Origin of the sequence: Austwickia sp. (assembly GCA_016699675.1) — a bacterium.
Taxonomy (GTDB): domain Bacteria; phylum Actinomycetota; class Actinomycetes; order Actinomycetales; family Dermatophilaceae; genus Austwickia.
In genome coordinates, this window is the sequence record CP064985.1 from 100,291 (window position 1) to 113,831 (window position 13,541).

13 protein-coding genes are annotated in these 13,541 nt (G+C 73.8%); 8 read left to right on the forward strand and 5 right to left on the reverse strand.

Annotation, left to right across the window (positions count from 1 at the left end; all coding sequences use genetic code 11):
• The 5 genes from rbfA to rimP all read right to left on the reverse strand — a co-directional run bounded on the left by rbfA (position 1) and on the right by rimP (position 5,746).
• Positions 1-435 (reverse strand): 30S ribosome-binding factor RbfA, encoded by a 435-nt coding sequence (rbfA, locus tag IPK37_00470; protein ID QQS01019.1) that lies wholly within the window; start codon positions 433-435, stop codon positions 1-3.
• A 140-nt stretch (positions 436-575) separates the two neighbouring features.
• Positions 576-3,599 (reverse strand): translation initiation factor IF-2, encoded by a 3,024-nt coding sequence (gene infB, locus IPK37_00475; protein QQS01020.1) that lies wholly within the window; start codon positions 3,597-3,599, stop codon positions 576-578.
• A 96-nt stretch (positions 3,600-3,695) separates the two neighbouring features.
• Entirely contained in the window at positions 3,696-4,055 is a 360-nt protein-coding gene (locus IPK37_00480; GenBank protein ID QQS01021.1) for a YlxR family protein, read from the reverse strand.
• Positions 4,056-4,073: 18 nt separating this feature from the next.
• Positions 4,074-5,129: a transcription termination/antitermination protein NusA gene (gene nusA / locus IPK37_00485; protein QQS01022.1), complete on the reverse strand. Its 1,056-nt coding sequence runs from the start codon at positions 5,127-5,129 to the stop codon at positions 4,074-4,076.
• Positions 5,129-5,746 carry a ribosome maturation factor RimP gene (gene rimP, locus IPK37_00490; GenBank protein ID QQS01023.1) on the reverse strand — a complete coding sequence of 206 codons (618 nt, stop codon included), beginning with the start codon at positions 5,744-5,746 and terminating at the stop codon, positions 5,129-5,131. The genes nusA and rimP overlap by 1 nt, the downstream gene beginning before the upstream one ends.
• A gap of 252 nt (positions 5,747-5,998) precedes the next feature.
• Here rimP and IPK37_00495 point away from each other — a divergent pair, with 252 nt between their 5' ends.
• From IPK37_00495 to IPK37_00530, 8 genes are all read left to right on the forward strand, one after another.
• Complete coding sequence (locus IPK37_00495) at positions 5,999-7,123, forward strand: hypothetical protein (protein ID QQS01024.1); 1,125 nt, start codon at positions 5,999-6,001, stop codon at positions 7,121-7,123.
• Positions 7,124-7,160: 37 nt separating this feature from the next.
• The gene (locus tag IPK37_00500) at positions 7,161-7,841 is read left to right on the forward strand and encodes a hypothetical protein (protein ID QQS01025.1); all 681 of its coding nucleotides are present in this window, start codon (positions 7,161-7,163) and stop codon (positions 7,839-7,841) included.
• 174 nt (positions 7,842-8,015) lie between these two features.
• Positions 8,016-8,663, forward strand: a complete 648-nt coding sequence (locus tag IPK37_00505; protein QQS01026.1) for a copper chaperone PCu(A)C — start codon at positions 8,016-8,018, stop codon at positions 8,661-8,663.
• Positions 8,664-8,665: 2 nt separating this feature from the next.
• Complete coding sequence (locus IPK37_00510) at positions 8,666-10,039, forward strand: Dyp-type peroxidase (protein ID QQS01027.1); 1,374 nt, start codon at positions 8,666-8,668, stop codon at positions 10,037-10,039.
• 36 nt (positions 10,040-10,075) lie between these two features.
• Complete coding sequence (locus IPK37_00515; GenBank protein ID QQS01028.1) at positions 10,076-11,032, forward strand: hypothetical protein; 957 nt, start codon at positions 10,076-10,078, stop codon at positions 11,030-11,032.
• A gap of 48 nt (positions 11,033-11,080) precedes the next feature.
• A complete protein-coding gene (gene tpx / locus IPK37_00520; protein ID QQS01029.1) occupies positions 11,081-11,578 on the forward strand; it encodes a thiol peroxidase in 498 nt (165 codons plus the stop codon).
• A 13-nt stretch (positions 11,579-11,591) separates the two neighbouring features.
• A complete protein-coding gene (locus IPK37_00525; GenBank protein QQS01030.1) occupies positions 11,592-11,936 on the forward strand; it encodes a hypothetical protein in 345 nt (114 codons plus the stop codon).
• A gap of 274 nt (positions 11,937-12,210) precedes the next feature.
• On the forward strand, positions 12,211-13,539 hold the full coding sequence (locus tag IPK37_00530; protein QQS01031.1) for a serpin family protein: 1,329 nt from the start codon (positions 12,211-12,213) through the stop codon (positions 13,537-13,539).
• The last annotated feature ends 2 nt before the right edge of the window (positions 13,540-13,541 follow it).

Here is a 13,541-nt window from a genome sequence, read left to right on the forward strand (position 1 = left end):
CTACTCCTCGTCGTCGACGGCGGGCTTCTTGTAGGGGTCGGCGTCGCCCGCGAAGCTCGCGCCCCGCGCCGCCGCCGCCACCTCCTCGTCGCGCGCCTTCGCGGCCAGGAGCAGCTCGTCGAGGTGCGCCGCGCCCTCCGGGATCGCGTCCGCGTGGAACGCGATGCTCGGGGTCAACCGAATGCCAAGGCCCTTCCCGACCGCGGAGCGGATCCGCCCCTTGTTGGCCTCCAGCGCCTCCGCCGTCGCCGCCCGCTCCTCCTCGCCGCCGAGGACCGTGTAGAAGATCGAGGCCTGCTGGAGGTCGCCCGTGACCCGTACGTCGGTCACGGTGACGAACCCCAGCCGCTCGTCCTTGGTCCGGTGTTCCAGCGTCTCCGCGACGATGACCTTGATCCGATCGGCGATCTTGCGGGCGCGTGCCGGGTCGGCCATGGCGAGTTCCTTTCGTTCGCTGCTTGCTGCGGGCTACCGCACGGTGCGGCCCCACGGCGCGTGCTGCGCCGAGGGGCCGCCGACCGTTCGTCCGTGGGCCTTCGTCAGGCGCGCGGTGTCGGCCGCGCGCCTTCCGCTGGTCAGGCCCGCGGCTTCTCGCGCATCTCGTACGTCGTGATCAGGTCGTCCACCTGCAGATCGTTGAACGATCCGAGGTTGATGCCGCACTCGTAGCCGTCGCGGACCTCCGTCACGTCGTCCTTGAAGCGCCGCAGCCCGGCGATCTCCAGGTTCTCGGTGACCACCACCCCGTTGCGGGTGATGCGGGCGCGGGCGCCGCGCTTGATCTCGCCGGAGCGCACCAGCGAGCCGGCGATGTTGCCGAACTTGCTGGACCGGAAGATCTCGCGGATCTCCGCCGTGCCGAGCTCGTGCTCCTCGAACTCCGGCTTGAGCATGCCCTTGAGCGCGGCCTCGATCTCCTCGATGGCCTGGTAGATCACGCTGTAGTAGCGGATCTCGACGCCCTCGCGCTCGGCGTACTCCGCGTTCTGGCCCTCGGCCCGCACGTTGAAGCCGATGATGACCGCGCTGGAGGCCACCGCGAGGTTGATGTTGTTCATCGTGATCGCGCCGACGCCGCGGTCGATGATCCGCAGGTCCACCTCGTCGCCCACGTCGATCTGCAGCAACGCGTCCTCCAGGGCCTCCACCGAACCGGAGACATCGCCCTTGAGGATGAGGTTGAGCGTCTCGACCTTGCCGGCGGCCAGGGCTTCGTTGAGGTCTTCCAGGCTGATCCGCTTGCGGGCCTTCGCCAGGCTCGCCTGCCGGTCCGCCGCCTCGCGCTTCTCGGCGATCTGGCGGGCCGTGCGGTCGTCCGGAGCGACGATGAACGTGTCGCCCGCGCGCGGCACGCTGGACAGACCCAGCACCTGCACCGGCCGCGAGGGCAACGCCACGTCGAGGTTGTTGCCGTGCTCGTCGAGCATGGCCCGCACGCGGCCGTGCGCGCTGCCCGCGACGATCGAGTCGCCGACGCACAGCGTGCCCGACTGGACCAGCACCGTCGCGGTCGCACCACGGCCACGGTCGAGGTTGGCCTCGATCGCGACACCACGCGCGTCCTTGTCGGGGTTGGCGCGCAGGTCCAGGGCGGCGTCCGCCGTGAGCAGGACCGCCTCGAGCAGGTCGTCGATGTTGAGGCGCTGCTTGGCCGAGACGTCGACGAACATGGTGTCGCCGCCGTACTCCTCGGCGATCAGGCCGTACTCCGTGAGCTGCTGACGCACCTTCGCCGGGTTCGCGCCGTCGACGTCGATCTTGTTGACCGCCACCACGATCGGCACGTCGGCCGCCTGGGCGTGGTTCAGCGCCTCGATCGTCTGCGGCATCACGCCGTCGTTCGCCGCCACCACGAGGATCGCGATGTCGGTGACCTTGGCACCACGGGCTCGCATGGCGGTGAACGCCTCGTGACCCGGGGTGTCGATGAAGGTGATGGCCCGCTGGTTGCCCTCGTGCTCGGCGGTGATCTGGTAGGCACCGATGTGCTGGGTGATGCCGCCGGCCTCGGTGTCGATGACGTTGGCGTGCCGGATGGCGTCCAGCAGCTTCGTCTTACCGTGGTCGACGTGGCCCATCACGGTCACGACCGGCGGCCGCGGCTCGAGCAGGCTCTCGTCCTCCTCCTCGGCCTCGGCCTCCAGGTCGATGCCGAAGGACTCGAACAGCTCGCGCTCCTCGTCCTCCGGTGAGACGACCTGGATGTCGTAGCCCAGCTCCTCGCCGAGGATCTTGAACGTGTCCTCGTCGAGGGACTGCGTCGCGGTGGCCATCTCGCCCAGGTGGAAAAGCACGGTGACCAGGCTCGCCGGGTTCGCGTTGATCTTGTCGGCGAAGTCCGTCAGCGAGGCGCCGCGGCGAACCCGCACGATCGTCGAGCCGTCCCCGCGGGGAACCTGCACGCCGCCGATCGTCGGCGCCTGCATCTGCTCGAACTCTTGCCGCTTCGCGCGCTTGCTCTTGCGCTGCTTGCTCTTGCCGCCGCCGCGACCGAACGCGCCCTGCGTGCCGCCGCGACCACCGGGACCGCCGGGACGTCCGCCGCCGCCACCGGGGCGGTTGCCGAAGCCGCCGCCACCGGCGCCTGGCCGACCGCCCGCGCCACCCGGGCCCGGCCGACCGCCGGGACGCGCCGGACGCTCGCCCGGCCTGGGCACCGACGCGCGGTCGGGCATCATGCCGGGGTTCGGACGCGGACCGCCGGGACGGGGGCCGCCGGCCCCGGGACGCGGGCCACCCGCGCCGGGTGCCCCGGTGCGCGGTGCGCCGGGTCGGGGACCTGCCGTGCCGGGCGCGCCCTGCCGGGGCTGACCGGGTCGGGGCATCCCCTGCTGCGCGGCGTACGGGCTGTTGCCGGGGCGAGGGCCACCCTCGCGGCCGGTGCGCATGCCCTGCTGAGGTGCGTACGGGCTGTTGCCGGGCCGAGGCGAGCCGCCCGGACGCGGGCCGGGACGGGCGTCGCCACCCGGACGCGGGGCCGAGGGCCGCGGGCCGGGGGTCGGCCCGGCGGGGCGGCTCGGGGCCGCCGAGGGCGTCGCGGATGCGGCTGCCGCCGGCGTCTCGCGGGACTCGGGAGCGCTCGGGACCGGCTTGCCGGCCGGCCGCGGACCGGGCATCCCGGGCTTGGCCGGAGCCGGTGCGGCCGGCGCCGCAGCGGTGTCCGAGGCCGCCGGCGCTGCCGACGCGGCCGGCGAGAACGGCTCGGTGGACACCGGGGGCCGCGGGTCGCTCGGGGCGGGCGCGGCCGCGGGAGCCGACGGCGCCGACTCCACGGGAGCTTCCGACGCTGGCGGGGCCGCCGGGGTGGCGGGGGCGCTCGGCGTACGCGCCGGGTCCGCCGCCTTCGGCGCGCGCGGCATCGGGCCGGGACGCGCGGACGTCGCGGATGGCGCCTTGGCGGCGGGGGCCGCCGGGGCGGCCGCGCCGGACTTGCCGGCCAGCTCCGCGGGGAAGGATTCACGCAGTTTGCGAACCACGGGGGGTTCGATGGTCGAACTCGCCGATCGGACGAATTCGCCGCTGCTCTTCAAATGGTCGAGCAAGACCTTGCTCTCGACTCCGAGCTCCTTGGCGAGCTCGTAGACCCGGACCTTAGCCACATCTCTCCTGTCTATGGTCCGCGCCGTCGAGGCCTCGAACCATGCTTAAAGCTGGGCGGTGCTCATTGCTGAGTACTCATCGCGTGCTCATCAGCGTCAAACCCGCTTCCGGTTCTCATCGGCCGAGGCCGCCGTGGATGACGGCTCCGGTGTCGTGCCACTCCCCTCGGCCAGGGCCGAGATCTGCGCCGCCAGGTCGCCCGGGTCCATGGCCGCGCCGACCCGCAGGGCGCGTCCGAACGCCTTACGGCGTACGGCTTGATCGAGGCACTCGATCCGCGCGTGCAGCCACGCGCCGCGTCCGGGCAGGCGGCGCCGTACGTCGAGCACGAGGACGAGACCGTCCCCGCTGTCGCGTGCGACGACCCGCAGGAGCTGTGACCGCTCCCCCCGGGCACGACAACCGACGCAGGTGCGCAGACTGACTGAGGGCCCAGGAAAATCGGCCTCGACCATGCTACCCGCTCCCACGGGTCAGGACGTACCCGGGTCCGCGCCCTGACCGCCGGGGCTTTCGGCGGCACGACCTGCGCGGTCCCCCGCCGGCGGCGCGCCCGTGTCCGGCTTGATGTCGATGCGCCAGCCGGTCAGCTTGGCCGCGAGCCGCGCGTTCTGGCCCTCCTTGCCGATGGCCAGGGAGAGCTGATAGTCGGGGACGACCACCCGGGCCGAGCGCAACTTAGGGTCGACCACCTCGACCGAGGAGACCCGCGCGGGCGAGAGCGCGGCCGCGACGAACTCGGCCGGGTCGGGGGAGAAGTCGACGATGTCGATCTTCTCGCCCCGCAGCTCGGCCATGACGGCCCGGACCCGCGCCCCCATCGGCCCGATGCAGGCCCCCTTGGCGTTGATGCCGGGGGTGCTCGCGTGGACGGCGATCTTGGTCCGGTGCCCGGCCTCGCGGGCCAGCGCCTCGATCTTCACGGTGCCGTCCGCGATCTCCGGCACCTCCAGCGCGAACAGCTTGCGGACCAGGTTGGGGTGCGTGCGCGACAGCCCGATCTGCGGCCCGCTCGGGCCGCGCTTGACGCTGACCACGTAGCAGCGGATCCGCTCGCCGTGCTTGTAGGTCTCCCCCGGCACCTGCTCGGCCTGCGGCAGCGCGCCCTCGACCGTGCCGAGGTCGACCAGGACCGTGCGCCCCTGACTCTGCTGGATGACGCCCGTGATGATGTCGCCCTCGCGGCCGCGGAAGTCGCCGAGCACCGCGTCGTCCTCCAGCTCCCGCAGGCGCTGCACGATCACCTGGCGGGCCGTCGACGCGGCCACGCGGCCGAACCCCGCAGGCGTGTCGTCGAATTCGGGGCCCGGGTCACCCCGGGTGCCGTCCTCCAACAGCGGCGCGTCCTCGCGGACCCAGACGACGACGTGGCCGGTCTTGCGGTCGAGGTCGACCCGCGCCGTCTTGTAGGCCCCCTCCGTGCGGTGGTAGGCGAGCAGGAGAGCCTGTTCGATCGCCGGGATGATGACGTCGAGGGAGATGTCGCGCTCCCGCTCCAGCGCGCGAAGCGCGGCAAGGTCGATGTCCATCAGAACTCCTCGTCTTCTGCGGGTTCGCCGGGGGCCGCGTCCTCGGCCAGGCCGTCGGCCAGGTCCTCGTCCGGGTCCTCGGCCAGGTCATCCGCCGACTCGTCGGCCCGCGCGAACTCGACCTGGACGCGTCCCCGGGCGACGTCGGCGAGCTCGAGCACGCGGCGTACGTCGTCCGCCCCCGCCACCGTGAGCTGCGCCGGCCCGGCCGCCACCAGCCGCCCCGCGACGATCGTGCCCTCGCGCAGCGAGAGTTCCACCAGTCGGCCGACGTTGCGGCGGTAATGCCGCGGCTCGGTCAACGGGCGCTGCACGCCGGGGGAGGTGACCTCCAGGACGTACGGCGCGTCGCCGAACGGCTCGCGCTCATCCAGCGCCGCGTCGATGACGCGAGCAGCCTCCGCGACCTCGTCGAGGCTGATGGGGGGCACCGGGCTGCTGTCGTCCTGCGGCGGCAGCGCGCCGGTGTCGCGGTCCACGCTGATGCGCACGAGTCGGCGCTTGCCGGCTGGCGTCACGGCGACGTCCTCGACGACGAGCCCCATGGGCGTCAGCAGGGGCCCCAGCAGGCCGGCGATGACCTCGGCGACCCGACCGTGGCGATCGCTGGCGGCCATGGGGTGCTCCTGCTCTTCTCGAATGTGCGCGCTGCGGGCAGCGCGCCGGGGCGGCGGGTCGGGACGAAGGCCGGCCGCTTGGGCCACTGTAGCTGTGCGCGGGACGGGAATCGACGGGCACCGGTCGGGGCGGCAGCGCGGGGCGGCCGGCGCGCGATGGGAGGATGACCCGCGATGTTGCCGCTTCCTTCCGCCGGATCCACGTCGCCTCCCCCGCGCTCCCTGCCGGCCCGTTCCGGGGCCCCGGCCGACGTGGCCGAAGACTGCGCGCCCACGCGCCGTACGGTCCTCGGCCTGCTCGGCGCGACGTTCGGCGCGGCCACGCTCGCCGGGTGCGGGGTGCGTTGGGACCGCCGCGAGACCGACCTGCCCCTGCTCGCCCCACGGGCGGTGGACCCGCGCGCGGTCGCCGTGTACGCCGAGCTGCGCCGCGTCCGCACGGCCCTGGCGGCGGCCAACGCGGCGGTGGGTACGGCGGGGGCTGGCCCGACCGCCCCGACCGGCGCCGCTGGCGGGATCGCCGCGACCCTGGCGGGGCTGCACCGCGTGCAGGAGAGCGTGTTGACCGGCCGGCTGACCGAACTGGGCGAGGACCCGAAGGACACCGCCCGACTCGACGCCGCGCTCGGCAGCAGCGCGTCCAGCGCGATGTCACGGTCGGCGTCCGCCGCCTCGCCATCGGCGTCCGTCGCTACGCCGTCGTCGGCCCCCGCCCCTGCGGCGTCCTCGGCTGGGTCGTCCTCTGCCGCGTCTCCCCTCGCCACCCAGCCACCGCCGGTGCCTGTGAGTATGGCGGCGGCCGAGGCGGCGGGGCTGGCGGCGGACGATCTCGGCGCCCTCGATCGACTGCCCCCCGACGAGACGCCGCTGCTGCTGTCGTTGCGCGTCCAGCGCGCGGTCGCGCTCCCGCTGGTCGGCGGGAGCGCCCCGACGTGGGCCACCCCGACGATCGCCACGCAAGGCGAAGCGGCCCGCCTCGTGGGCCTGTTCCGGGCTGCCGAATACGGGCTGCGCGTGGCGGCCGCCCGCAGCGCCGGCGCCACCCGGACCCGGCTGCTCGGGCCGTTGAGCTGGACCACGGCGGCCCGCCTCATCCTGGAGCCGCAGGCGGGCGAGAAACCCATGAACGTTCCGCCCGGGTATGCCCTGCCGTTCCCGGTGACGGACGACGCGTCCGCGATCGGGCTGGCGCAGACGGTGCTCGCCGGCCTGACCAATGGCGTCCTCAGCGGCGCCCCCGCCGCGGCGGGCAGCACCCCGGGCCTGCTCGCCGTCCTGTCGCTGGCGGCCGTCGCCGAGGGTCAGGCCCGAGACCTCGGCGCCGAACTGCGGGCGTTTCCGGGCCTGTCCAGCCAGAGCACACCGGCGGGACGCTGACAGGCGAGGTCGCCTGCCAGGCCAGTAGCCTGGGAGCATGCCGCAGCCAGCCCGTGGGGGCCTTCGATGCGCGCGCCTGGGCGCGGTCGTCGCCGCCTGCCTGGGGCTCGCAGCCGGGGGTCACGCGCTCGGCGGGGGCGGCCTGCCGTCGGCGTCGACCCTCGCGCTGACCCTGCCCGCGCTGGGCCTCGTCGCGCTGTGGTTCACCCGCCGCGAGCGCTCGATCCCGACCCTGTTCGCGGTGCTGGTCGGCGTCGAGGCCGCGCTGCACGCGTACTTCCACCTCGCCGCCCACGGTGCGCCAGCGCTGAACTCGGGGCTAGACGCTGCGCTGCTCACGGGCCACGCGGGGCACGGACGTGCCGCCGCGGCGAGCCAGGTGAGCCAGGTGAGCCACGCCGACCCCGGCCATACCCTCGGTCTGGCCGGCGGCGGGCACGCTGGCCAATCCCTCGATTCGTTGAGCCTGCTCCCCTCGCCGTCGATGGCGGCCGCGCATCTTCTGGCGATCGCCCTCACAGCCCTGGCGCTGGGCTGGGGTGACCGGTCCATCTGGGCCGCGGCGCGGCGCCTGCTCCCGGTTCTTGCCGCGGCGCCCGCCGTACCGCGTGCGGTGGTTGCGATCTGCTGCGCCGCGGCGCCGGGACGGCTCCGGTCTCTCGACCTTCGGTACCTGGCTCCCGTGCGCGGACCTCCGGCGGAGCCGCGGCTCGCCTAGGACCCGCCGTCGCCTCCCCCGGACCGCGCCTCGCGGTACGCCGGGTGGGGCCGCGCGACATCGTACCGCGTCCTGGGCCCCCGCGTCCGGCGTCGGCTCGCCCGGCGCCCCCCCACCCTGCAGCCCGACTGCCGCCCGCACCCCGCGGGCCTTTCCGTGAGGACACCACTCGATATGACGACACGTACCACCCTGTTCGCCATCACCACCTGCTGCGCCGCACTCGCCCTGGCGGGCTGCGGCGGGTCCGGCTCGACGGCCGCCTCCAGCTCGACCACGGCGAAGGCCGCCAGCTCCAGCAGCGCCGGCTCCGGCACGTCCAGCGGGACGGCCGGCGCGCCCACCCCGGACGGCAAGACGTTCAAGGGGGACGGCCTGGAGATCACCAAGACCTGGGTGAAGGCCATCCCCGACGTGACCAAGGGCAAGATGACCGGCATCTTCGGGACGATCAAGAACACGTCCGACAAGGAGATCGTCATCGTCTCCGGCAGCCAGGACCAGTCCGCCAGGACCGAGCTGCACGAGACCGCGATGGTCAACGGTTCCATGCAGATGCGCCCCGTGCAGGGCGGCTACACGATCCCCGCCGGCGGCACGTTCGAGCTCAAGCCGGGCGGCAACCACGTCATGATCATGGACATGACCAAGCCGCTCCCGGCCGGCTCGACCGCGAAGGTCACGCTCACCACGAAGGACGGCAAGACCCTCGCCTTCGACGCCGTCGCCTGGGCGTTCCCGGGCGGTGGCAACGAGCCGTACGCCAACACGTCCGGCACGATGTCGGCCACCTCCGCCGCCACCGCGAGCACCTCGAAGTGACCATGGGACGCGCACGCGCAGACGGTTCCCGCGGCTCGGGCACCACCGGCGTGGGCGCGTCGTCCCGGCCCCCTGCCCAGGAGCTTGCCGGCGGGATCTCCCGCCGCTCGCTCCTGGGCGGGGGCGCCCTCGCCGCGGGGGCGGCGCTGGCCGGGGCGACGTCCTGCTCCCAGGTTCCCGCCGGCTCGGCGGGCGCCACCGGTGCCGCCGCTGGCGGGTCGGGGTCGGCGGCCGGGTCGACGGCCAGCGGCGGCGGTCCTGTCGGGGTCGCTCGCCCCGCGGAGGCGATCGCACTGTTCGGCAAGGACACGGTCCCGTTCTACGGCGACCACCAGGCGGGCATCCTCACGGGCCAGCAGGCCCACGGCGTCTTCGTGGGGCTCAATCTGCGGCCCGGCCTGGGGGCGGACAAGGTCCGCATCATGCTGCAGATGCTGTCTGACGACGTGGCGCACCTCGTCGCCGGGGAGAAGCCGCTCACGGCCCTCGAGCCGGACATCGCGGCCAACCCGGCCCGGTTGACGGTCACGTTCGGGTTCGGGCGCGGCCTGTTCGCCGCCATCGGCAAGCCCGCGGCGATGCCGCCCGCACTGGCCACCCTGCCGGCGTTCGCCACGGACAAGCTCGAACCGGCGTGGGGACAGACCGACCTCGTCCTGCAGATCTGCTGCGAGGAGCCGGTGACGCTGTCCTACGCGCAGCGTCGGCTGATCCGCGACGCCGAGCCGTTCGCGACGGTGGCCTGGGTGCAGGCGGGGTTCGTCAACTCCCTGGGCACCGAGCCGCCGGGGACCACCCCGCGCAACCTCATGGGGATGCGCGACGGCACCGCCAACGAGCGCGACCCTGAGCAGGCCGCGGCGGTGGTGTGGTGCACGGATCCGGCGTATGGCTGGCTCGTCGGCGGCTCACACCTGGTCATTCGGCGGATGCGGATCGACCTGGGGCTCTGGGACGACGTGGAGGGCGAGGGCAAGGAGATCGCGTTCGGGCGGCGGATCGGGAACGGTGCGCCGCTCACCGGGAAGACCGAGTTCGACGTGGTGGATCGGGAGAAGAAGGACGACAAGGGCTTCTACGTCGTCGATCCCGGTTCGCACGCGGCCCGCGCGCAGGCACGGACCGCCGACGAGCGGATCATCCGCCGGGCCTACAACTACGACGACGGGTACCTGCCCAGCGGCACGCCCGACGCGGGCCTGATCTTCGTCTGCTACCAGAAGGACGTGGCGAAGGCGTTCATCCCGGTGCAGCAGCGGCTCGCCGAGAAGGACGCGCTGAACATCTGGGCGACGCACGTCGGATCGGCGTCGTACGCCGTGCCGCCGGGCCCGAAGCCGGGCGGTTACGTCGGCCAGACGCTGTTCGAGGGCTGAGCCCGTGTTCTCGCCTGCGGCTCGCCGGTCGCGCCCGTGCGCTTGATGGGCGAGGACTGGTTGGGCGTCCCGCCGGGGCTCGTCGCGCGCATGACCGGGCGGCCCGCCGAGGGAGACGGCGGGCTGCCCGGCGACGATTGGCTGGCCGAGCTGCCGGCGCGCGCGGCGGAGGCCCTGGACCGCTGGGAGCTCACCCCGGACGGCATACCGATGCACGGCTATTGCGCGCTGGTCCTGCCGGTACGCCGCCGCGGGGACCGCCTGGTGCTCAAGCTCGGCTGGCCGCACCCCGAGGCCCGCCACGAGCACCTGGCCCTGCGGGCCTGGGCAGGGCGGGGCGCGGTGCACCTGGTGGCAGCCCACCCGGCGCGCGACGCCCTGCTGCTGGAGCGGCTCGACGCCGCCCGTGACCTGGGCACCGAGGATGTCGAAACGTCCTGTGCGGTGATCGGGCGGCTGCTCGCCCGGCTCGACGTACCGGCCTTCCCGCAGCTCGACCGCCTCTCCGACTGGACGCGCGGCTTCCTGGCCGCCACCGCCGACGTCCGCGCGGTCGCGGCGGCGGGCCTGCCCCGGCGCTTCGTCGAGCAGGCGCGATCATCGGCGCGCGACCTGGCCGGCGAGCCCGGCATCGACGGGCGCCTGGTCCACACCGACCTGCACGACGCGAACGTGCTGGCCGCCGAACTCAGCCCGTGGCTGGCCATCGACCCCAAACCGCTGGCCGCGGAGTCCGCCTTCGCCCTCGCCCCCGCGCTGTGGAACCGCTGGCACGACGCCGTGGCCAGTGGCGACCCGAACTGGCACCTCAAGTGCCGGCTGGGCTGGCTGGCCGAGGCGGCGGGCGTCGACGAGGCCCGCGCCCGCGCGTGGAGCCTGATCCGGCTGGTCGCGGTCGCGCACTGGTACGCCGCGGCCGGCGACCCGAACGGCGGCCCCGCCCCCATGACGGCCTTCGTCGCCGCGATGAAGGCCATGGCCAGCGACCGGTGAGCGACCCGGGGGCGCGCAGGGCCGAAGGGGTCTGCTAGACAAGGCCGCATGGCTACCACTGCATTCAAGGGCTCCCCCGTCCAGACCTCCGGCGACCTGCCCGCGGCCGGCTCCGACGCTCCCGACTTCACGCTGACCGGCACCGACCTGTCCGACGTGACCGGCGCGGGGCACAAGGGCAAGCGCGTCGTGCTCAACATCTTCCCCAGCGTCGACACCGGCGTCTGCGCGGCGAGCGTGCGCAAGTTCAACGAGCTCGCGGCGTCGATGGACAACACCGCGGTCGTCTGCGTCTCGGCCGACCTGCCATTCGCGCTCGGCCGGTTCTGCGGCGCGGAGGGCATCGAGAACGTCACCGCGGCGAGCAGCTTCCGGTCCGACTTCGGCAGCACGTACGGCGTGACGATGACCGACGGTCCCCTCAAGGGCCTGCTCGCGCGTTCGGTCGTCGTCGTGAACGAGTCCGGCGACGTCGTCTACACCGAGCTGGTCCCCGAGATCACGCAGGAGCCGAACTACGACGCGGCGGTCGCCGCGCTGAAGTGAGCTCGGGTCCGTCATGAGTGACCGCGATGACGATGCGCTTGTCGTCATCGTGATGTTCGCCCCGGTGGAGGCCGCCGACGTCGTCCGCGACACAGCGGCCTCCGCCGGTGCCGGGGCGATCGGTCGCTATCGGGCGTGCAGCTTCTCGGCGGCCGGCGAGGGCCGGTTCCTCCCGATGGCGGGGGCGTCGCCGGCGATCGGTGCGATCGGTACGCCGGAGGTGGTGGCCGAGCAGCGCATCGAGGTGGTCTGCCCGCGGTCGGCGGCCCGAGCGGCGCTGGAGGCGATGCTGGCCGCGCATCCCTACGAGGAACCCGCCTACCACGTGTACGCCACGATCCCCCGCGAGGCGCTGTAGGCGCGAGTTATCCACAGCACGACCGTTCCCGACCTGCCCTTTTGGTGCCATGGCACCCTTTGCGCAGGTCACGAACGGTCGTATCGCGTTATGCCACGCCTTGGGCGTCTGGCGGCGGCCCATGACGGCGCGGCAACCCATGGTAGTGCGGCAACCCACGGGGGACGCGGCGGCCCATGACGGCGCGGTCGCCCATGACGGCGCGGCGGCCCATGACGGCGGCGGCCCATACGGCGCGGCAACCCACGAGGGACGCAAGGCGCTCCTGGGAGGTATGAGCGCCGCCGTCACCCGCCGTACCGCCTTGCGCGCCGCCCTCGCTGCAGGCCTCGTCCTTCCCCTCGCCCCGGCCCTCGCCCGCTGCTCCCCCGGGGCCGCCGCCGCCGTACCGATGGCCACCTCGACGCGCGCCCGCCGCCCGGCCGACCCCACCGCGGTCGGGCCCGCCGTCGCCGCCCTGACCGCCGCGGGCGGCGCGATCTGGGCGGCGCTGACCGCCGCCGAGCCGACCGCGAACAGCGTCTTCTCCCCCTACTCCCTGGAACGTGCCCTGGCGATGGTCCGCTTCGGCGCCAAGGGGCCCACGGGCGCCGGCCTCGACGCCGCACTCGCCACGACCGATCACCAGCGGCTCGCCGCCGGACTCGGCACCCTCGCCGCCGACCTCGCCTCGCGCGCAGGGGACCATGCCAAGAAGCGCGGCGGCACAGGTCACCTCGCCTGGTCGGAGGCCAACGCCGTGTGGGCCCAGCGCGACCTGACCTGGGAGGCGCCGTTCCTCGATGCGCTGGCCGAGTACTTCGGCACCGGCCTCACCCTCGCCGACTATCGGGCCGACCCCGCCGCGGCGATCGCCGCCATCAACGCCTGGTGCGCGGCGGCGACGCAGGGCCTCATCGAGCGCATCGTCGGCCCGAACCAGATCACGCGGGAGACCCGACTGGTCCTCGCCAACGCGGTCTACCTCAAGGCCGACTGGAACGTGCCCCTCGAGAAGTCCCGCACCCGCGACGAACCGTTCGCTCGCGCCGCCGGGGGCGAGGTACGGGTGCCGATGATGTACGGCGCCGAGTCGGTCCCCCACCGCACCGGCGCGGGGTGGCAGGCGGCTTCGATCCCGTACGTCGGGGGCAAGCTGGCGATGCTGGTCGTGCTGCCCGACCGCGCCACCGGGGCGGAGGCCACGGTCCCGAAGCTCGTCACCTCGGGTGGCCTCGGCGACCTGCTGCGCGGCTGGGACCAGGCCGACTCCGCGGACCTCGTCATGCCGCGGTTCCGCATCGAGTCGACCCACGACCTCGCGAAGCCGCTGATCGCCCGGGGCGCCGGCCTGGCGTTCGGCGAGGGGGGTGCCGCCGACCTGACGGGCCTGACGACGCAGGAGCGGCTGGAGCTGTCCTTCGCGATCCAGAAGGCGACGATCGTCGTGGACGAGGAGGGCACCGAGGCGGCGGCGGTATCCGCCGTCGGAGCTCAGGCCGTCAGCGCCCGGATCCCTCCGCCGGTGCTCCGATTGGACCGGCCGTTCTACGCCGTCGTCTACGACGCGCCCACCGCGACGCCCCTCTTCCTCACCTATGTCGCGGACCCCTCGCGCCGTTGACT